Annotated in this window: 18 protein-coding genes, 1 tRNA gene and 1 pseudogene; 6 read left to right on the top strand and 14 right to left on the bottom strand. The window is 52.1% G+C overall.

All coding sequences use genetic code 11. The features are described from left to right. From MRBLMA1_RS20850 to MRBLMA1_RS20820, 7 genes are all read right to left on the bottom strand, one after another. On the bottom strand, positions 1–1171 hold a 1171-nt coding region (locus MRBLMA1_RS20850), incomplete at its 3' end, for a M24 family metallopeptidase (protein WP_363739553.1). Between the two features lie 844 nt (positions 1172–2015). Beyond that, positions 2016–2813 carry a transketolase gene (locus tag MRBLMA1_RS20845; RefSeq protein ID WP_363739551.1) on the bottom strand — a complete coding sequence of 266 codons (798 nt, stop codon included), beginning with the start codon at positions 2811–2813 and terminating at the stop codon, positions 2016–2018. Between the two features lie 135 nt (positions 2814–2948). Further along, positions 2949–3878: an AraC family transcriptional regulator gene (locus tag MRBLMA1_RS20840; RefSeq protein WP_363739549.1), complete on the bottom strand. Its 930-nt coding sequence runs from the start codon at positions 3876–3878 to the stop codon at positions 2949–2951. 242 nt (positions 3879–4120) lie between these two features. Further along, the gene (locus tag MRBLMA1_RS20835; protein WP_363739547.1) at positions 4121–4291 is read right to left on the bottom strand and encodes a DUF6538 domain-containing protein; all 171 of its coding nucleotides are present in this window, start codon (positions 4289–4291) and stop codon (positions 4121–4123) included. Between the two features lie 423 nt (positions 4292–4714). After that, on the bottom strand, positions 4715–6628 hold the full coding sequence (gene drt3b / locus MRBLMA1_RS20830; protein ID WP_363739545.1) for an antiviral reverse transcriptase Drt3b: 1914 nt from the start codon (positions 6626–6628) through the stop codon (positions 4715–4717). Next, entirely contained in the window at positions 6621–7913 is a 1293-nt protein-coding gene (gene drt3a / locus MRBLMA1_RS20825; RefSeq protein WP_363739543.1) for an antiviral reverse transcriptase Drt3a, read from the bottom strand. Before drt3a ends, drt3b begins: the two co-directional genes overlap by 8 nt. Before the next feature lie 557 nt (positions 7914–8470). After that, positions 8471–9013 (bottom strand): recombinase family protein, encoded by a 543-nt coding sequence (locus tag MRBLMA1_RS20820; RefSeq protein WP_363739541.1) that lies wholly within the window; start codon positions 9011–9013, stop codon positions 8471–8473. A gap of 567 nt (positions 9014–9580) precedes the next feature. On the opposite strand from MRBLMA1_RS20820, the gene MRBLMA1_RS20815 reads away from it, so the two are divergent. Then, positions 9581–10054: a hypothetical protein gene (locus tag MRBLMA1_RS20815; protein WP_363739539.1), complete on the top strand. Its 474-nt coding sequence runs from the start codon at positions 9581–9583 to the stop codon at positions 10052–10054. A gap of 1643 nt (positions 10055–11697) precedes the next feature. Here the strand turns inward: MRBLMA1_RS20815 and MRBLMA1_RS20810 are convergent. Next, positions 11698–12033, bottom strand: coding sequence for a hypothetical protein (locus tag MRBLMA1_RS20810; protein ID WP_363739538.1), 336 nt, complete (start codon positions 12031–12033; stop codon positions 11698–11700). A 400-nt stretch (positions 12034–12433) separates the two neighbouring features. On the opposite strand from MRBLMA1_RS20810, the gene MRBLMA1_RS20805 reads away from it, so the two are divergent. The 4 genes from MRBLMA1_RS20805 to MRBLMA1_RS20790 are packed head-to-tail and all read left to right on the top strand — an operon-like array spanning position 12434 to position 14008. Next, entirely contained in the window at positions 12434–12757 is a 324-nt protein-coding gene (locus MRBLMA1_RS20805) for a hypothetical protein (protein ID WP_363739536.1), read from the top strand. Continuing rightward, positions 12754–13239 (top strand): hypothetical protein, encoded by a 486-nt coding sequence (locus MRBLMA1_RS20800; protein WP_363739534.1) that lies wholly within the window; start codon positions 12754–12756, stop codon positions 13237–13239. Before MRBLMA1_RS20805 ends, MRBLMA1_RS20800 begins: the two co-directional genes overlap by 4 nt. A 17-nt stretch (positions 13240–13256) precedes the next feature. Next, positions 13257–13571 carry a hypothetical protein gene (locus MRBLMA1_RS20795; protein WP_363739532.1) on the top strand — a complete coding sequence of 105 codons (315 nt, stop codon included), beginning with the start codon at positions 13257–13259 and terminating at the stop codon, positions 13569–13571. Next, a complete protein-coding gene (locus MRBLMA1_RS20790) occupies positions 13568–14008 on the top strand; it encodes a hypothetical protein (protein WP_363739530.1) in 441 nt (146 codons plus the stop codon). Before MRBLMA1_RS20795 ends, MRBLMA1_RS20790 begins: the two co-directional genes overlap by 4 nt. A gap of 88 nt (positions 14009–14096) precedes the next feature. Here MRBLMA1_RS20790 and MRBLMA1_RS20785 read toward each other — a convergent pair whose 3' ends face one another. The 6 genes and pseudogenes from MRBLMA1_RS20785 to MRBLMA1_RS20760 form a co-directional block, all read right to left on the bottom strand. Continuing rightward, a complete protein-coding gene (locus tag MRBLMA1_RS20785) occupies positions 14097–15902 on the bottom strand; it encodes a hypothetical protein (protein WP_363739528.1) in 1806 nt (601 codons plus the stop codon). 606 nt (positions 15903–16508) lie between these two features. Continuing rightward, positions 16509–16934, bottom strand: coding sequence for a hypothetical protein (locus tag MRBLMA1_RS20780; RefSeq protein ID WP_363739525.1), 426 nt, complete (start codon positions 16932–16934; stop codon positions 16509–16511). Between the two features lie 279 nt (positions 16935–17213). Continuing rightward, the gene (locus tag MRBLMA1_RS20775; protein ID WP_363739522.1) at positions 17214–17519 is read right to left on the bottom strand and encodes a hypothetical protein; all 306 of its coding nucleotides are present in this window, start codon (positions 17517–17519) and stop codon (positions 17214–17216) included. Between the two features lie 330 nt (positions 17520–17849). Then, positions 17850–18716 (bottom strand): tyrosine-type recombinase/integrase, encoded by an 867-nt coding sequence (locus MRBLMA1_RS20770; protein ID WP_363739563.1) that lies wholly within the window; start codon positions 18714–18716, stop codon positions 17850–17852. A gap of 207 nt (positions 18717–18923) precedes the next feature. Further along, positions 18924–19097: pseudogene (locus MRBLMA1_RS20765) on the bottom strand (DUF6538 domain-containing protein); the annotation flags it as partial. An 86-nt stretch (positions 19098–19183) separates the two neighbouring features. Then, positions 19184–19259, bottom strand: a tRNA-Thr gene (locus tag MRBLMA1_RS20760). Positions 19260–19441: 182 nt separating this feature from the next. On the opposite strand from MRBLMA1_RS20760, the gene MRBLMA1_RS20755 reads away from it, so the two are divergent. Then, positions 19442–20713 carry a PAS domain-containing protein gene (locus MRBLMA1_RS20755; RefSeq protein WP_363739520.1) on the top strand — a complete coding sequence of 424 codons (1272 nt, stop codon included), beginning with the start codon at positions 19442–19444 and terminating at the stop codon, positions 20711–20713. The last annotated feature ends 336 nt before the right edge of the window (positions 20714–21049 follow it).

Genomic DNA, 21049 nt, shown 5'->3' with positions numbered 1-21049 from the left:
AGTAGGTCTCGATCGCAAAGACCATCCCTTCCTCGATCGTGATCGGGTGTTCGATCGAGTGATAGCGGCTGATCAGCGGCTGTTCCCACAGGCCAACGCCGATGCCATGCGCATATTGCAGCCCGAACGCCTCCTCCTCGTTCGCCATGCCGAATTCCTGGGCGGCCGGGAACTTCTTGGCGATATCGGCCGAAGACGCGCCTACCTTGATCTCCGCAATCGCTTCGTCGAGGATTTCACGCGTCTTCTTGTACACGTCCCGCTGCTTGCGGGTCGCGCCGCCAATATTGATCGTGCGGTAATAGCAGGTGCGATAGCCCATATAGGAGTGAATGATGTCGAAATAGGCCATGTCGCCCGGCCGCATGTAACGGTCCGAGAACACATGGGGATGCGGCGCGCAGCGTTCGCCCGAAATCGCGTTCACCGCCTCCACATTCTCCGAACCCATATTGTAGAGCACGTGATTGACGACGGCGACGGCCTCGCTTTCCTTGACGCCCGGGCGCAACACGCGGAACAACTCGTCATAGGCGGAATCGACCAGGCACGCGGCGGTCTCCAGCAACGAGACCTCGTCGATCGACTTGATGACGCGGGCGCGTTGCATCAGCCCTTCTGCATTGACGATCGTCACCCCTTCGGCCTCCAGCGCCCGGAGCACCGGAATTTCAACGACATCTATGCCCAGCGGCTCGTTGATGAGGCCAGCATCGCGCAGCACGTCCGCGATCCGCTTCGCGTTCGCCTTCTCAACGCCAACCTCTTCCATGATCGAGCCGCGCCAGCTTGATACCACCGGGCGCCAATTTTCGGGGCTGATCCAGGGATTATGCTTCTGATGCTGCTTGGCGGCCGAGCCGATATCCCACATGATCGGTTCGCGATCGCGCATGATGAGCGCGCAGCGAAAATATTTGTCGCGCGCCCAATTGCCGATGTGCGCCGCAGTCGTATAGCGGATGTTGTTCATGTCGAACAACAGCACGGCGCCCATGTTCGACGTCTTCAGCTGGTCCTGAACGCGCTTGAACCGATATTTGCGAAGCCGGTCGAAATCGACCCGATTCTCCCAATCCACGGCCATGATCGCATTTTGCGAAGCACCCCGCTTGAATTCCTCCGGCAGCATCTCCGGAGTACAATGGATGTGTTGAGGGTGGCTACACATGTCGCTCTCCAATGGTCCAATTAAACAGGTGCGTATTCGTCGGCAGACGCCGTATCAAAATGCGCACAGGGCGAATCCGCAGGGGCGAATCCAGAGCCTGATTTCGGTCAGATAGTTAGGTGGCCGCTGCCCACCGGTCGCGCGCAATGCTTCATGAAATGCCATGCCCAAATCCCCTATCTTCAGGCTCGTCGCGTATTTCAGTCGCTACGCCGAGGACCCACACTCGGCGAACTTTGTAAGAGAATAAGGGCTGAATGGCCGTCGCCGTTAGGATTGAAGGCTTGATCGCTTGAACTACTTTGTCTGCTGCACAGCGTGCAAAGTAACTTTCTAGAGCGGGTTTCGATCTGATTGAATCAGATCGCCGCTCTGAATTCTTTGGCTTCCGCGATTTCTTAACCAGCGATCGGTTCCGATCGCTTGGAAATCACTCTATTCTTCGATCGCGACGTGATCTTTGGTATTCTGAACATACTTCAGCGGATTGTATCGCACCTCCGGTGCGGAGACGGGGGGTGTCGCCGCACACATGGATAGAACCGTCATCACCTGGGGATGATAGCTCAATGTAGACAACCAATACCCCCAGCCCGAGACGCAAATATATTTAAGTTCACAACGGTCATCGAAACGTGGCGAAGTTTTCCGACCCAGTTCCAAATGCTCGATACCGTAATGGCGGCATGATCGGCCTCCGCAGCACCGAGATCGAGTACGCGCCGACAACCGCGCAGGTGATGGGCTGGATCGTCCACATCGATCCAGCCCATCACCGGACACTTCAGCCATCGATCAGACACGCGTCAGATCGGTAGGCTTAACAGTGGTCAACAGATCCTGATCACGCCGGCTCGGCGGACAGTTCCTTGAGGACGTCCCGGGTCAATTCGGGAGTGAGCTTGATGAAATGCCCATCGACGGTCGGCGGAAAAGATGTGAGCCCGCCCAATATGTCGGTCTTCGCCAGGATTACCGTCGGCCGATCCGACGCAAGCGCATCATCCATGCCCTGCCGGAGCGCATCAATGTCATGGCCATCGCATTCGACGACGTTCCATCCGAAGGAACGCCATTTGTCAGCAATTGGTTCGACCGTGGTGACGAAGGTGATCGGCCCGTCAACCTGGGAATTGTTGACGTCCATCACCGCAATCAGATTGTTGACCTTGTGATGAGCGGCGAACATGGCCGCTTCCCAGGTCTGTCCTTCTTCCATCTCGCCATCGCTGATCAGCGCGATCGTTCGTCCGCTTTCGCCAGCAAACCTCTGGGCGAGCGCCAGGCCAATGCCGCCGGAAAGCCCCTGCGCCAGCGAACCGCAGGTGATGTCGACAATCGGCGTGCGTTCCGTACTGATCGCTTCCAGCAATGCTTCGTCCTTGCCATAGTCGGCCAGCGCCTCGCGCGGGAGAAGGCCGATCTCCGCGGCGACGGCATAGAAAGTAATGGCATAGTGCCCCGGCGACAGCACGAAGCGGTCCACGCCCTGCCGCCAGTAATTTTCGCCGAAGATCACTGCCATGATCTCCGCCGTGCCGAGCGCCTGGCCCAGATAGCCGAAGCCCTGAATATCAACCATATTAACGGCGTTGACGCGAATCCGTCGGGCGAGATCTTCGGTGTTGGTGGACTGTGTCATGCCCCATACTCCTTGCAATATTCAAACTTCAGCGAAATGGGGGCCTGTTGGCCGCCCTCGACCAGGGGAACAGACCTGCTGAAAGCAACTTTCCGAACAGATCAACTATCGGCTGGCTTCGCCGCCCTCCCCCAATCAATGGCGCTGGGCGCTGATCGCAGACAAATCGATCTCCGATAGCTGCCGACGCCGGAATTCGAGTGGCGACACACCCAGATCCTGCCGGAACCGCCGCGAGAAATAGGCGTGATCGTCGAACCCGCATTCAAACGCCACCTGGGACACCCGCCTGTCGGTATAGATCAACAACTCACGCGCATGCTGCAGCCGCGCCTTGAGCAGAAGCTCGCCGAATGTCTGCCCGGTCACCCGCTTGATGCGGGCGGCCAAGCAGCTGGAAGAGATTGCAAGGTGGCGGGCCGCTTCGTGGATCGACAGGCGCTCGGCCAGATTGGCGTCAATGAACTGACGCAACTCGTCGATCTTGTCCGAAGCACCTTCATGCTGCTCCATCTCGGCCACCTCGACGATCTCGCTCTCAAATGCCTCCACCACCTCAAGCAGCAGGATGGAAAGCTGCGCGCGCGCATATTGCTCAGCGCCCAGGCTTTGCGAGCCGTTGCGTTCGATCAGCGAGGTCCAGATCCCCTGGAGCTTCTCCGTCAGGCAGGGATCGCATTCATAGCGCATCTGCTTCTGCGCTACGAAGGGCAGAAGTTCAGGGGCCGCGCTCAGCGTACTGGGGTGCGACCACAGGCGTTGGGCATCCGCCGGCAGTTCGGGATGCAGGAATTTCAGATTGAACTGGATGGAAAGGCTGGCGGTGTGCCCGACGATGGTCGCGCCATGGCGCAGCCCTGGCGGGGTGAAGATCAGGCTGCCGGGATTGGCTTCAATCTCCGAACTGCCATAATGCTGCATGCGGCGACCAGAGAGGATCAGCAGCGCTTCGAAATGATCGTGCGAATGGACGGGAAATACGCCACCGCGATGGCTTTCCTGGCGCGCCATGAAATATTCCGCAGTGTCGCCCCAGGTAGCCGATGCCGATAGATCGTTCATCATTTCCCCTCATTACGGAGTCGAAGGACCGTGCTGTCGTACTGGAGCTAAGCATGCCAAATCGAAAGCCGTTAGGATAGCCAACTTGATTATTGGACGAATTGGCCGTCAGCACCGGCAGCTGAGGAGGTCGAAAGAGAATGGGTGTCCCGCGCCAGCCCATATTGATCGACAATGACGTGGGAGCGATCGCGTGCGTCAGAATCTCGGCGTGGATGTCGATGACGCCCTTGCATGAAGCATGATCATCCCGATGTCTTCTGCGCGACGCTGCTCAACGCCCAGCCCCTCCTGCTCTTAGTGCCAAGAGACTTAATCCATTTCCGCCTTCCACCGATGAAAGGACGGAGATTCGCAGGGATAGCGCGCCGGAAATAGTATGAGCCGCCGTCGCGCCTAAGGAGATATGTCGACAAGAATCGCCTGCTACGTTTGCAGCAGAAAGTCGTAACAAACCCTATTTTGCGGATTTTCTCTAACAAATTCAATGTGTTAGAGTTAGTGGTGCCGCTTACGTGACTCGAACACGTGACCCTCGCATTACGAAAAAACAAAGGGTTACGTGAGACCGCCTGCTACGGTTGCTACAAACCTTTGTAGCAAATACTCTGGAATGACAAGCCTGTCAGGCAACCAACCTAACTCTGCTGATTAGGTGAGAGGGTGGAGCTACCAACACCGAAATGTGTGTGCGAACGCAACTTCATAAGAAATCCACCCCCGCCCGCTTCCTCGTACATCACCACGCGCGGTGACACAGAGTAACGTAATCATTCCCAATGCTGCGCCCGAAAGCTACACTGAGCGATATCTTTGGCAAGATGATAGCTCCAAGCTCATTAAGCCCAACTGTAGACGGGACGCAATGCCTTCCTTGCAAGAGTGTGGCGGATAGAGAGGCCGGTCCAATCAATGAACCCCAACCTCGCTCCCGCCTCTAATACACCTTGTTTAGACGGATTACCCTCAAAGAAAAAAACAAACAGTTTCCGCTTTTCTGACTCAGCAATGTACGGGCACGATAAAAAATCGCAAAATAGCATGAAAGATTCAGCATCTTTCCCTAAACAACTTTTGTCGCTCGTTAATTTATCGAATATTTTCTTATCAAACCCAGTAACATCAAACTTCGATTCATGCCCTAAACAGAATTTTACCGTAACAAATTGAAAATATGATACTGCACTCAACTCAACTATGTAACTTATAGCATCCTTAAATGATTCTGTTCTAATAAAATCATTACCTAAATAGTGTCTTCCTCCAATCAGGAGATTGCACAATTCAACGCCTCCCTTGAGATCATGAGGAAGCGAAAGGCAACTACGAATTAGGATAGACATCTCTTCCGAAACGAGATGCATGACACGATCGATCAAGTCGGAATGTTGCAAATCCTTTAGGTAACGGATTTGCTCCAGTATTTGACACAGACTATATGTCGTCCTTACTCTCAAATCCAAAGAACACAGATGGAATATAAAATCTATAAGAGAAGATATAAGATGGAATAGAGCGTTCTCGCAATCTTTACCGCACTTTGCTGCATGACTGATCGATTTAGAAAGAACATTTCGCAGATTGCTCAGTATCCATCCGCTTACAGAATGCAGAGGAACCGAATGAGTAGCACTAGACCTTCTAATATCGTCCAGTCTTCGGCCTATTGACCTAGCTTTGTTGTGGATATTTTTAGAATCGACAGATGAGATAGCTTCTTCAATATCGTCATATATACATTGAATTTGAACAGCTATCTCTCCTCTCAATCTGGAAGTTGGCGAAACAAAAGGCCTAACGAAACTTTCCGTCTTGTTATCGTTTAAGAATAGCTTAAATTCTTCCAAATTTTTCGCTATCTCATGTTCGATCTTATCCATATCATCAACAGAGTTGGAGAATATGATAAAATCGTCTACGTACCTTCTGACCGCATAATCCTTATTATTTTGAAGCTTTGGCAAGGCCTGCTCTACGCGCACGTCAATATTCTGCATAATTATTTCTGCGAATATACGTGAAATTTCCGGGCCGACAACGATACCATTAGTCTCGCCATAGTTACATTCTTGCATGAGGCGGTCAAACTCTGCTTCAAACGAGAAGGCATCCCTGTTGTCTTTGGAATATGGCTTTCCCTTTACCGCCCAAGCAATACTATGGGTATATATATTAAAAAAACAGCGGGAGACATCAATCGCTTTCATAAACCGAAAGCGCTTCTCCAATCTACGAAACTCCACGGAGTCGTAAAACTTCCCTAAGAGGTTGTACTTCCCGTAAGAAAAGTAGGAAACCACACGCGAAACATCTATCTCGCCATCAGCAGGATCAACGTGAGGAATGCCATGTTTGAATGCCTTTTCTCCTGACATTTCTTCCGAAGAGTATAGCGGTGTCTCGCCAACCGGACGGCGAAGCGAAAAGTTACTTTTTTGGCAGCCTGCCAGCATCGCAAGCTGGAACGCTTGATAAAATGCAGACATTCGAAGCTGCATATTTGGATGTACGATGCCCAGGCGCGTTAGCCGCTTCGTATCCTTAAATATCGCATAAGAAAGCGGTTTACTATTTTCCGCTCGTATATCAAATACCTTGGTTACAAGCTTGTCAGCTTCACTACTGGACCCTGCCCCATCATAAATAGCATTTGCAAACAATCGATCGTTGGAGAATATAACAGGCACTTCGTATGGCAATGTGTCGGTTAGAACGGCGCGGTACCGCGCCCTAAGATCATCGACCTTACTCATTGCGCCAAGCCCTCTTAAGATAGGCAATTCTCTCTGGGCTAAATCTGATAATCATTTTCTTTCTATATCCCATATTTAAAGAGATATTATTCAGCTTTTGCCTATCCAATCCCCTAAATCCAAATCTTATATATGAAGAGAATTCGCTTTTTCTACTAAATAAAAGATTACGAAGATATCCGTCGACCTGTTTTAGCTGGTTACAATTATATTCACCTTTTACGATCTCCGATCTCTTGTTTATTTTATAAGTACCGCAATTTATATAATTGAAATACACGCCCGAATAGGCAAATTTCTTAGATTTATAATGCGTTACCCCGAACCTTTTAACAATATAATTACTGGATATAAAAAATAACCTATCAAGAAGCGCACGATTATCCATGTCCTTTCGATAGTTCAAAAGCGACATGAATATCTTTGTTTTAATTTTCCTGATTTTTTTGTCGGAAATAGATACGTCTACCTTCCGGCTGGCAGAGGCACCGGAGATAGGAGTAGTTGCAAACTGGTACCCCAGAAAATCGAAAACCGTGTCCGCTACAACGACACCCTTGTTGCCCGACTTGGTCATATTGAAGCTTCTAAAGTAGCTCTTATCCTTGTTCCGGTTGAGCTTCATTCCTCGCGGAAGCAGCTTGCTAACGTCGGCAAGCAGTTGCTTTGGACACCCTGTGGTAAACAACACGATGTCATCGGCATATCGATAATATCGATACACCCCTGCCAACGCCACGACCCCCTTATCGAAATTCCGGAGCGCTATTTCCGACAAAACGGCACTTATGCCCGCGCCTCTGGGAAGGCCAAACTTTGCTGTACAATGCACATCAAAGAACTTTTTAAGATAATCTCTAACTATCTGCGAACTCGACGTGTCGTATAGTAGAAGTTCTTTTAACGGTTCAACTTCGATAGACTCATAGAAAGATGATATGTCGCACCTAACAACATGAAAAGGCGTTGAATCTATCAGTGCGGAAATGATGCCCTTCACCGCGTTGTTACGGTCGGGCATTTTTATAGCAAGGCGTCTTTTCAAATGCTTTGCAACTGCTCGCACTAAAAGAACTTTTTCATATTCACGATATGATATGTAAGTGCGACCCTTCAACTTGGTCGTCGTAAAATCTTTTAAACAGATCGTAGCTGCAAGGGCATTAGTGGATGCCCCAGAAATGATAAGCTGTCTATGAAGCCTTAGATCGACATTGAAACGCCGAGAGTCGCCCGCACGAACCACTCCTGCAAGTGCAGTCTCTGAAAGAACAGCGTAACTCATTGATCCCCCTTGGTTCATATCTAACCAAAAGGCTGAGCCTGACAAGAGCTATGCATCTAGACGGAAACGGCGTACCGAAGCCGTTCGTGTCGCTAAAGTCGGAGTTTGAGAAAGGACCTTGCAATAGGGCGAGGCCCCTTCCAGCACCGTGGAATGAAACCGGAAGTTTCTAGCGGCCTAACGAGCCGCACGCGCCCGATTTACACGTTCAAGCTTTTCCCTGACAGCAGCGATAGCGGCTGGATCAAAGTTCCCGTTTGTACGACAGGAGCGGGGGACGGGCCTGTGCTCAATGGAGGGGGCAATTAACGCAAACGCAGGCGGCGGTTTGCTCTAAAAAAGTACCTGCGGATAGTTCGTCGTGATTACAGTCTTTACATTTCAGGCTTATTGCCTGTTTTGGCGTAGTCATTTTCATTATTTGTCATTCCAGATTTACCTCCGTTCTGTATAGCGAAACCGAATTGCTATCGCATCCATTGAGTAGGTGCTGCCCGTTTAAATGGCATTTCTGAAAATGGCAACGGCTTGTACTGATGTAACTGTTCCGTCTTTACCTATATTTCTAGGGCACGGTACACGCTTGCACGACCTATATTGAGGCTCTTAGCAATATCAGTCGGTCGCATACCTTCGGACTTAAGCTTGCGGACTTCTTCTACATCAACCGATGGCTTACGACCTTTATACACCCCGTTAGCCTTAGCCTTGTCGATGCCTTCTCTCTGCCGCTCTTTCCGTATGTCGGTTTCAAAGGCGGCGACCGCGCCCAAGATCGCCAGCACCAGCTTACCCATGCCCGTATCTGTATCGACCCCACTCTGTTGAAGGCAGCGGAAGCGAACGCCTTTGGTTTCCAGCTTAGCGACAATGTTATGCAGATCGACAGATGACCTTGCCAGACGATCAAGGCGGGTGACTAGGAGGGTGTCTCCTTCACGGCAAAAATCCAGAGCATCTTGAAGTGCCTGCCTTCCGTCCGCCGCCGTGCCGGTCTTCTTCTCGCTAAAGACCTTTTCGCACCCCGCGTCTTTCAAGGCATCCAACTGGATATCCAGCGACTGACCTACTGAACTTACACGCGCGTACCCTACTAGCATGGCTTACCTGTCTCATTAGGTTCTAGACCACTCCTTCATCCACGTATCAGAATGATTCGTCAACTCTATTGAGACACTTTCATGCATAAGATCTGTGTCTCTTAGGCTATGTCTCATCATGTAAACCCTAATCGAACATACCGCCGCTCATTTCTTACCCCCTGCCCTACGGGCTGGCACATAGGATCATTCTCTATGTTGTGTGCCAAGGTAGCGCTGCACGGCGAGCGCGGTCAGAAGTCAGAACTTATGACCCATGCGTTATCCAATGGGTGGAAAAGAGGACTGCATAGGGGCATGATCATGCAGCGCTATGGGGGAAAGGGGCAACATGGCAGACATTCGACCATTTCGCCGCGAAAAGGCGTTTAAAGTCGCTGGATGAATGCGAAGGCCCGCGCCTGCGGTTCAACCCGGTAACGACGCCGCCCATCAGCATGTTCATACTTGCCCCGGTAGGGATGCTGATAGGCGTATTATTGGGCTATATATTATTCTTATGACGGCGGGCGCATAGCTGCCTTTCGGCAAGCGACCAAAAATTGCCGCTTAAGGGCCATCTTCTGAATGCCACTTGCGGACATTCCTTCGGCCGGACAAAATATGCAAATGCGCTTATTTCAGTCCGTCTGGTTCACGCTGCTTCTCGCTGTGGCCGTTACACTCCCGGCGACATGGGGATTAAGTAACGGGACTCTCCCACGTGCCACAGGCTTGCCTCTTGCGCTTGGCGGCACTCTGCTCCTGTTTGATTGGGGTTTCGGCCTTCGGATGCTACCACGGTTGCTCTCCCCGGCGCAGATTGGGGACGAAAGTCGGCGCGCTGAATGTATCCTTTATTCATTTCCGTTGGCTCTGCCTCGTTTGGCGGCGGTCACGCTATTCATCGTCTTAGCCGCGCTGGGCGTTCGGATTTTCGGAGATGGTGATTGGCTGGGCTGGGCCTTCATCGCGGCGCTAATCGGATACGCCGTTGCAATGGTCATGCAATCATTCAAGGCAATCGATCTTGCGGTTCAAGAGGTTCTGAACCTGCACTAGCAAGGGTGCACCCGTTGCGCCTCACAGACCTATGATCCTATTGGAAATGCAATGACCCAGCCCGGTGCGGACAAGCTGCCGGGCAGCAAGCGACCAGAAATTGCCCTCTGAGCGGTTGTGTTTGCTCCCCAATTGCGGACATTCGACAAATAGGCGATATTAGCCGCATGATGCCGGGCAGCGCCTTCAATTGGATAATTGCGACTGTAATGTTGGCTACGACATTCTTCACTGCCCTCGCTGGCCGCGTCACATTACGGGGCGGGTGCATCATCGACCGAGACGTTGAGCCTGTTAGGTTTTGGATGTTTGTCGCTGCGTGTGGAATCGCGGCCGGAGGTTTGTTTGCTCAGGCCGTCTTACATTTCCGCTAACGACCATTATTTGTCATTCAGAGGCAGCAGCACCACCTCATCTGGAAGCTGACATTAGCCTTCAAGCAGTTCCAAGACCGTTCCGTGTCCAATCAGCTTTTGCGGGCCTTCGAATATCTCCCACTGCGTCCCTGCTATTAGCATGGGCAAACCATCGGGAAGAAAGGCGACGATACGATTTGCACACTCACCTGGCGCAATGACTTCGTCGGGAGCCTGCTCGACTTCTCCAACCACGAAGTCATCGGAGCCGAACCGATGATTGGGACGAAAGCAACCACGTAGAGGGTGGCCAGCGCCTCCCCTCTCCGTCGGGATCAACTCAATGGAAGCTCGAACTTTCATGCCCATCCCTTAGCCGATTATTGGCCTCTGCTGCCAGTTCAGAACGACCAGAAATCGCCGTCCGCAGACAGTTTTTGCTTTCCCGACATCCGTCGTTACCTCAAAACTGTGGACACCTTTGGGTCTACAGAATGGCGACGGTGTGGGATGACGATATTCATTTTGTTATTAGCAGCGTCTGCGTCGCCGCTGCCGCCAACTAACTCTCTGACCGAATATAAAAAGTGCTTAATAGGTAGCCGACAGGATGAGGCTCCACCTGGATCGCCGGTTGAAGCTATGGCAGCCGCGATAGTGAGGTGCGGGGCAAAGCGTGAAGCTGCAATTACACTTTTACATGCGGATGCACCAAAGGACGAAGAAGCGCGAAACAGGGCAGAATTAGAGCTTATCCAACAGGAAATGAGTTTGATCTGGACGCAGGCCCGGCATCGTTTGCCGATATCAGTTCATAGCGACAGATGGGGTTCTAACGGGCCCTGCCTATGAGGTCCGCTTTCAACGAATACCGACCAAAAGCCGACAGTCCGAAAACCACCCCTCTTTGCCATCCACACATGGGCGGCGCTGACATCGGTAGCAGATAGATTGACCCCTGCGGGGCTTTGGGAACCAGATGCCGGGGTCATCCTGCCCCCCGTGGACAGGAGCATCATCGATACAGCTTGAACGTGTGCAAAGATAGCCAGCTTTTCATTACAAAACAGCAACTTGCTTCTGCCAACGCCAATGAACCCGACTCATCTATCTGAAATGGGCTTTAAAGCCTCTCAGAAGCCCACCAGGCATCGAAATGAACCTTTAGGCTACTACCCTACCTCTCGCAAATCAAAGGGCCTTCATGGGCTTTAAAAGCGCCTACCATAAAATATTCGTTGCCAAACATAAAATAAACCCAATAACTATCAAAAGGTAGTTGTAATATTAATTCATCAGGTTCTCTAAATATGGGAATAAAGGCATTGGCGTTGGATCAGGTAGTTCCACCATTGTTGCATTATATGCGGACACCGTAGCCCATTCCACCTTCCAGTTTATTACTGCTGCACCGTTATCAAACTGAATGATGCCTGCTCCATCACGCGCCACATCAAACTTGCACCGCAGGTTGTCATCATAGCTGCCCACCAGAAGGGTTCCGTCGCTGAGGCCCACAAGGAACCTGTCGTCATCTTCATAGGGCACTGACAAAACCGTCTCTATGTCGCCGCTGATCCGAACGCGAACCGTTTCCGGGATTGGCTCTATCCTGACCGCCATGAGAATCGCCTTTCCTACATGAGAACAAAAGAAGAACATACGCAGCAGGAAAGGAGTCGGCAATGGGCAATATCGATGGTTCATTTTTGATGGGCGTGGCAGCCGTCCTTACGGGACTTGCCGCTTTGGTGAAGGCAGTAAGGGTCTGGAAGCGGTAAGAAGACGGATCGAAAGCGTAATAGACTCATGCGCTTCCATGACCTAATAGCGTCGTTGCTTCCTCGACTTTGATCGGAAGAGGAAGCCCGCAATCGGCGGCGAACACAGGCTCTCGGCCATACGGTCGGGCGGCCTGCGGAATATAATACCTTCGGGAAATACGCGGGAGGCGTGTTCCTGTGTTCGCGTCGATCAACCGTCCCGGCTGGCGGGGTGGTGCGGTGGGGCACAGGGTGAATGAATGCGTCGTTTGTTGATGACGGCTGCCGTCGCTTGGGCGGCGGCGACCAGTGCGGGAGCCACAACGGTTCCTGCTGACGGCAAGAAGCACAAGGTCAAGCACGAAGGCGAAACTTACGAGGTTAAGAACTTCGGCAAGAAGGTTTGGGTTTATCATGTGCCCACCGTTTTCGGCCGAAAGAGAGGCGCGATAATCCGGGACTGGAACCGCGAAGTTGCCCAGCTTGTGACCGGTTGCACGCTTGCCGATGAATATGTTGACCCAATGAGCCTCGCCCTTGAAGCAGACTTGGTTTGCTCCATGAAAGAAGGGGCAGGTGCATGAGGAAGGCAGGCACCATCGCCATTGTCCTTGCCCTATCGGCCTGTTCGGACTCCACCCCTCAGCCTAGCCCCCAAGAGGCAAGACCATCAGCAGCGGATCTTGCTAGGGCTGATGCCGATATGGGGGTTGTGCCTACCAAGGTCGAACCAGCCAAGCTCCTGACGCCCGCCGAAACCGCGTCCGTATGCAAGGCGGCGATAGCCGAACTCTTCGGCCATTCGCCGAAGATCATGAAGACCGCACCGTTCGGGGGCGTCACCCGCGTTCTATACCGCCGTCCTGATGATGGAAAACTGTGGACCAACGACTGCAAGCTACAAGGCCATCAGATAATGTGGCGGTCGGTTGACGTTATCCCCGGTCGCTGGCGAGATCATCCTGCCGATGAAGTGCTGACCTTCAAGGTGAAGGGTAAGACCGTGGAGCTTTTAACGACCTATTCGGATGGCTCTACGGCGTCCGCAAAGCAGCCCCTTCTATGATGTGGAGAGGATCAGATATGCGAATTGTCGCCTTGCTCATCGCCGGTTTGTTCACGACCTGCGTCGCGCCAGCAATGGCAGAAGAATATACAAAGGAAGAACTACAGCCTTGGGTGAAATGTATAGCTTCATATAGACCGGATAAACCAAGACCAGATTGTAGCCGTCTTTATCCGACCAGAGAGCTTCCTAAGTCTACTTCCACTTACCGAGATAGTCCAGAATATAGGGATTATGAGTTTCAGACATGGAAAGCGAACGAAGATTATAACAGAGAATTAGAAGCGATTAACCGCGACTACGAACTGAGGCGGGCAGGAGTTCTTCCATGAGGTCCGTCATCATCATTATTCCGCTGATGACCCTTGCAGCCTGTGCAGCTACTAAGCCGACGCCGGATGAAGCATTTGCCCAACAGGTGGAAGCGGACGTTCGTAGAAGCCTCAAAGACCCGGACTCCGCAAAGTTCGAGGACGTAAAGGCTTATGCCAAGGAACAGGTGGCCTGCGGCAAGGTCAACGCAAAGAATTCTTACGGGGGTTATGCGGGGTCGGAGGACTTCTCATATTATCAGGGGCGATCCCACCTGCAATCAGATGATCTGAAAAGTTATGTGATAGGCTCTGGACGTTGTATGTTAGTGGAGTCGCAAAAAGGTTTTGAAGATGCGATGAAGGGCGGCCTTCCTCCTAAGGAAAAGGAAAAGATTATTAAAATGTTCGAGAAGAATATTGCCGATATTAAGCGCGATCCAACCTTCGGCCTGTAAGGCACCCCATACCTCTTAGAGCGGCACTAAAAAGTCATTACTATCGCGTTCTGAGTGCCGCCCTTGTTTTATACCATCCTCACACCCTTCAATGGATGGTGCGTTCAGGCTCTCCAATCTTCCTCAAGCTATTACCAACCTTGCTAATACCATTCTTAGCCATGAACTGGACCACGACAGGCTTCTTCCAGATGCCGGTAAGATAGCTGGCATCCTTTGCCCCGCAGGCCATCCAAATTTCCTTGGTGGTAATGCTAGTCCGCCCATCATCGAACAGCGCCGATATGGCATCCATAACGGCCTTGTCCTTCTTGGTCGGCTTCTTCGTGACCGGAAGCCAATCATGCATGGCGCAGCCTTCAAAGGCTTCTGCAAGGGCTTCTTGGCGTCCACGCCTGTTCGCCGCGATCAGGTAGACCTTTGCTCTACCGGCAGTTTCATGAACCATATTGCGCAGGTTTGACCGGCAAGCAGCCTGATAGACATGGTGCGCGAATTCATAGGCACCAATGGTCCGCACCGAACCATTATCTATGTCGGTAAGTTTGCCCGTCGCTGCCATGTAGATCGCTTCATAGCTTTCATGGGCATAATCATTACCGCCGATGATAAGGACATTCCCGATATTGCGGTAGGCGTTGCTGGCCAGATGCTTACCCCAATGCAGAAAGTGCACCTTTCCCGTATTATCCAGCTTGGCCTTGATTTCTTCCGCCACGCAGAAGCCGGGGTTGGTCAGATAGGGCATGACCTTCTTCTGGTGGATGACAAGCCATTCCTCACCGCTACCGTTCAATAGCTCGACGGCGGCATTGACGATCTTTTCCCGTTCTACCGGATCAGCCAGCAGGGTTTTACCCGCCCCCTTGTTCCACCAATGCAACTCCATGGAAGAATAGTCTGCAATCGCCTTGGGCAGGAAGGTGACGTTACCGGACCTCATAGCCCAATACCTATAGGATGGACGAAGACGCGCCGACCCGTCCAATATTATTAGCGGAGCCAGATCATCTGGTAACGGCTGACCCCCACCGACGATCACCAGCCCATCAAGATCGCCGTCCTTACGGAATGTCCCCCGCCGCAACACGGCCTGTTGCCCTGCCAAGTAAGCCAAGCCTTCCAAGGCTCTAAGGATATCGACAGGAACGCTAACGTCCTTCAATGCCAGCACCATATTACGGGCAGGGTCGCGCAGATCGGCAGGGACGGAAATAATATTACCTGTCTTGCGCTGGGCGGCGTCGAACCTGAACAGGCGAATGGCATCGATCAGGGCCGCACTACCCTTGACCCCTCTTAGGAAGGCAGGAAGAGCATCGACAGCTTCAAGGCTAAAAGACACAGGAAGCGCAGCATCTAGGCCCTCATCCCAGAACCGTAGACTCCTTGGCCTGCCCTGATAATGAAACAGGTCGATCCCTTCAAAGCCGCCAAATTCCAACATACGCTGCCGGACCTGCTGATGCGTGGTGAACAGCACCCGCGCCTCGCCAGCACGATCCCGACCAAGCCCATAGGCATTATATTTTGCATCCGCCGACACACAGGCAAAATCGAAATCGCCTAGACCACAACCCCGCCGGTAGCTGTCTATCTCATCGAAGGTGCCAAGCATGATGATGACACTGCCAGCACCGGGAAAGCCTGCCTGTTTCCACCTGCGAATAAAGCCATGAACAGTAGTGGATTTGCAGGTGCCGGGATCACCGGAGAAGATATAGAAATCGGACTTACATCGGGAATGAAGGCACTCTTCCATGACCTTTTGCAGGGCAGAGAATGCCTTTGAAAAAGGCTTAGCCGGGATTGATGTTGAAGAAAGAGAAAGCCATGAAAAAGAGATTTCAGAATCAGAAATACTTAAACCAGAACAAAAATCATTAAGAACCATAAATTTCCTTTTCAAAATCAAAATCTAGGTGAAAATCCATATATGTAATGGAAAAACACCTAAATTTCCTTGAGAATTGGAAATTACAGGATTTTCATTTCACATAAAGGCTTAGTGAAATTTTTTAATGTTATTTTCTTAATGAATTTATATTGAGCATATTAATAGATAAAACCCGATTATCATATCATTGTATTTTTCTATTTGATCTCTCTCCAAATGAAATCTCCGGTGAACGAAGTGCCGAAGGCCTTACCCTTTAAGATGGAAAGCAATCCCCTTTGTAAGTCCGGTGCCAAGGTAGACCGGGTAAGAAGCTGTTTTGTTTACGTAAGTTATGCCTTTGTTTAGGTGCGGAATTAATATCCGGGTTAAAATAGCGAGAAGGAATGCGCGGCTAAGTTTAGACTTAACAACGGGCGGATTGAGAACCCACGCAAAACAGCCATTAAGAAACCAATTAGGACGGTTGGAACGGCTGTTGGATCAACAATCGGTGGTAGGAATGCCAAAGCTCACGGTTATTGTAGATCGGAGGCAGAAATGACCCTCTGTTACCACTGGAAGCGAACAGTCGACCCTCTACAAGCTGGTTGACTATCTACATTACTCTTCCGCAGTGATCTTCGACCTTCGCCATGATAAAATTTTCGATATTAGCCAAATAGTTGAAACGCAGCAGGAGATTAAAAAGAAATATAATGCACCAAATGCAAAATAAATTATCGGCCACAGCCCAGAATAATCATTCGGTTCTTTGCCAGTGGCAATACGAAATTCATCCATTTTCATCTCGTTGGCGACATACAGCGAATATAATCCTCCAATTCCTATCACTGCGCCAATTACTACAATCAGCATTGCCCACCAAAATTTCTTACGGATCACCGGTATGATCACGCACAGTCCAGAAAGAATGGAGAGAGCAGAGCAACTGACGAAGATTCCAATGGCTATGGCGTGGCTCATTGCATGTCCCATATAGCAATATGACGGGCTTTTAAGCGAGGCGGCTGCGATCTGCCATTCCACAATCCGCCTAGCCCGGACCCTGCCACCCATTCAGCAAATTTAACAATGAGAAAGAGCCTGTGGACCTCCTTGTGGCGCGGGGTTGATGGGCTGGGTAATGGGGTCGGCGTCACCGATATACATGCCCGCCCCGGAAACAGGCTCAATTCAACCCTTTTCCTGATGATGAACATGCGGTCGCCGGTCGGAATGTCCAAATTCACCCTTGCAATCGAATTGAGCAGCGCTGGGCGCGTGAGAAGGGCAGCGCGGGACGGACAACCATCCCGCACATGAGCATCAACCCTTGGCTAATGCTCGCTTGCCCATCAGATATGGCAATACCCCAGCTTCAATGACGGCATCGCTGCCGACCAATTTGGCAGCAGTAACGGCAGGCCGTGAGATTAGGTAAAGCGAACCATGCACCTTGACTTCAAACCCTTTGAGCCTTGCAACACCCGCCAACACGGTTTGGGTGATAAAGCGAGGAACAGCGCTGATCTTTCTGACCACGGTGCCACCGGGTTCCGCAAGAGCAGGGTGGCAGAAGGTCTTGTCCAGCCAGCGGATACAGGCGGCGGATAACGGGTAAACAGTATTCACGTATTCAGTCCTTGTTCGCGGCAGGGACCATTCCCCGCCGACGAATCACAGCATAGCGGCAGCTAGCGGCGGGTAAACGCCTTGTAATATAAGTATTACGTTAAGACTGATCTTAGTGTTTATACACTTAGCGGGTGTCTTGTCTGGCTGCCGCCGACTTACCGGGATTATTACCAGAAAACCTCATCCAACTTAACGGGACTGCATTGACCATCTTGGATATGCTCTAGATTGCTCTCAGAAGACCGTAGGAAGCAATTGTAGAGGTTTAGCTACCTATGTGCCCAAATTATCAAGATTTGCGCCAGCAAGCTTTAAGACGGGAAACCATTATCTAATATCGTAGGGTGGAATTTTTGATATCGCTGACACTAGAAGTGGTAGAGATACACTTCCATATGACTGCCCAACAGTCCTAGGCGCGTGCCCCTGTATAAAATCCGTCACCCTTTCCGGTATACCTGCTTCTAGCGCCAGTGTTTTGAAAGTATGACGCCATCCGTGATTAGGCTGGACATGAGGGTCTGCGATGCCCACCTCACTTCTAATCCAGTCCCTGAGGCTCTCACCCACCTTCTTAAAATATCGAACATTAGCGTCGCCATTCCGACGCCGGGACGGATCATAGAATATAGCCCCCCGACCTCTCTTAAGATCACCAATAATACCCTGTTCAATAAGATGGCTATGAATGGGAATGATGCGAGTGACATTTGACTTAACTGTTCCGGCCTCTGGTGTTATCTTAAACACCCATACATCACCTATCTTGTAGATATCATCGCATCTTATCTGACTAATCTCGTTAACCCTTGCGCCGGTATAGGCACAAATCCAAGGTATCCACCTTCTTGAAAGTGCCTTTAGTTCATCAATGCCATCCCAAGGACCAGATAAAGTAGCAGATAAAATTGCCTTTACCTCATCGGGGTTAAAGTCCCTTGTTCTAAGCAGCGCCTTTCTAGGCACCCTAACAAAAACCTTTGTTGCTACATTTTCAGAAATGCGCCGCTTTTCGACAGCCCAATTCAAGGTAGCTCTTACTGCCGCTAGATATTTGTCTTTGACCGTTCCGGGGTCACGTAGGGTTCCCCGCTTCGTAGTCTCTGTAAGAAGCATGTCCCGCCATCGGTCCAACTCCTCCACGCTTATTCGGCTGGCATCATCATGACCTACAAAGGCTACCAGCTTCTTCATGATGGATCGCCACTCGGAGGCCGTAGAAGGCTTTATCCGCTGCTCTTGGATATAAGCTTCCAGCGTTTCCAGAAGGGGCACAGGAACCCTTACAAGGGCATCAGAAGAAGGCTCCGCCGCCCTATGGATCGACATTGACGGCTGTTCGGTTGGCCTGTCATCCAAACATGCTCTGCCGTTCAACATGGCAACGGCCCGACGCAGTTCCCGGTCTGTCTCTATCACCAGTTGCGGAATGCGCTGCTTCGCTTCCGTCCTGCTCTTGGTGCCAAGGGACTTAACCCATTCCCTCCTTCCACCAATGAAGGGACGGAGATTCGCAGGGATAGCGCGCCGAAAATAGTAGGAACCGCCCTCGCGCTTAAGGAGATATGTCGACAAGAATCACCTGCTACGTTTGTAGCAGACAGTCGCAACAAGCCCTGTTTTGCGGATTTTCTCTAACAAATTCAATGTGTTAGAGTTAGTGGTGCCGCTTACGTGACTCGAACACGTGACCCCCGCATTACGAATGCGATGCTCTACCAACTGAGCTAAAGCGGCATTGGGGCGGGCAGATAACAGCGCTTGACGGGAAGGACAAGGAGGCAAATGCGATTTGCCGGTCCTGCTCGTCATCAGACCGCTTCGGATCATCATTTTGTCCCGCCTTTACGTCATCTTTACCATCCCGTGGCACCGTCGATTCTCAAGGAAAAGCTTTACCTGAACCAAGGACCGATGGAATGGACACTCTGCGGGGGCATGAAATCGCCGATGACGAGGATGATTTCGGTCCTGCCGACGACGCGGCTATCGAAACGCCGCCGCTTGTCGGCGCGGATGAGCGCCGGATGCAGGTGCGCGCCTATAATTATTGGGCGTCGCTGCTCGGCGACCGCAGCCTGCCGTCCATTGAGGATCTCGCGCCTCAGGATCTGGAGGATTTCGGCCCTTACAGCGTCCTGCTGGATTTCAGCACCGGGCTGGAGAATCCCGCCATCGTCTATCTTGGCACCGCCTTGCGCGAGGAGTGCGAGATCGAGGGCTCCATCCAGTATATCAATGATGTGCCGGCCCGATCGTTGCTGTCACGGCTGACCGATCATTATCTGCAGATCATCGCCAATGCCGCACCCATCGGGTTCGAGGCCGGCTTCATCAACCAGCGCGGCGCTGAAATCCTCTATCGCGGCATTTTGATGCCCTTCTCCTCCGACGACGAGACGATCGACTTCGTCTTCGGCGTCATCAACTGGAAGGAAGCGGCAAGCCAGGCCGTCACGGCCGAAATCGATCGGGAGGTGGAGGCCGCCCTGCTATCCAGCCCCGCCGCGCCGCCCGTCGCACCGATCTGGGCGGACGGTCCGGCGGTCGACGGGTTCGACACGCTCGACCTGGGCGGCATGGAAAGCCCGAATGAGGACGCACCCCTTGCCGACTGGCTGGCCCTCGCCCGCGACAGTGCGGAGCAGGCACGCACCAGCGAAGCGCGCAGCCATGCGGCGCTCTATCGCGCCATCGGCCTCAGCTACGACTTTGCGCTGGTCACGCTTGCCCGGCCCGACGAATATGCCGAACTGCTGGAGGATAGCGGCCTCAAGGTCCAGGCGCGCGCGCCGATGACCGCTGTCGTCAAGCTGGTCTTCGGCTCCAGCTACGACAAGACGCGCATCACCGAATATGCCACGGCCCTGGATCATGCCCGTGCCAACGATGTCGCCTTGGGCAGCTTTGGCGATTATCTCGCCAATTATGATGGCGGGCTGAAAGCACTGGTCCGCAACGAACGCGCCCAGCGCCGCACCGACGGTCCGGCCCGACCCGATCGCCAGCAGACCGCCCGCGCGGCGATGAGGACGGCCGCCGCGCTTGATCCCTTCGCGATCGCCACCGACGGCGACGGGCTGGCCGTGGTAATCGCCCGGCGGGAAAGGGACGGATCGCTCGCCATCGTCGGCGCTCTGCCGGAAGGATCGGAAATCAGCCAGCGCGCCATTACCGCCGCTGCCGGTTGAACACGCGACCCGCGACGTCATTGATCCACCCGGTTCGTTCGAAACCCGTCGCCTCCAGACGGGTTTTTGCCAGCATGGCCTTCGGGCGATCTTCCCAAGCCGCAAATGGGTTCCCATCGCGGCTCAAGCCCTGTCCATCGGCAGAAACCGCCGCGGCAGATTGACAGAACGGGATCATGCCCCGATTTCCTGACCTATCCTCACGGGCCATCCGCCCCATGCTGCACCGCACATAATATTTCAATTTTATGTAACTTTATTTCTTATTCTGGGTTGAGCCTCCGGATGCAGTGGCGCATAGTGGACGGCATCGGTTTGAGAAGTCGCGCGGCGGTT

Origin of the sequence: Sphingobium sp. LMA1-1-1.1, assembly GCF_040676365.1 — a bacterium.
In the GTDB taxonomy this organism is placed as follows: Bacteria; Pseudomonadota; Alphaproteobacteria; order Sphingomonadales; family Sphingomonadaceae; genus Sphingobium.
The sequence above is the reverse complement of the archived record's forward strand: the minus strand, read 5'-3'. Positions and strand labels throughout refer to the sequence as shown.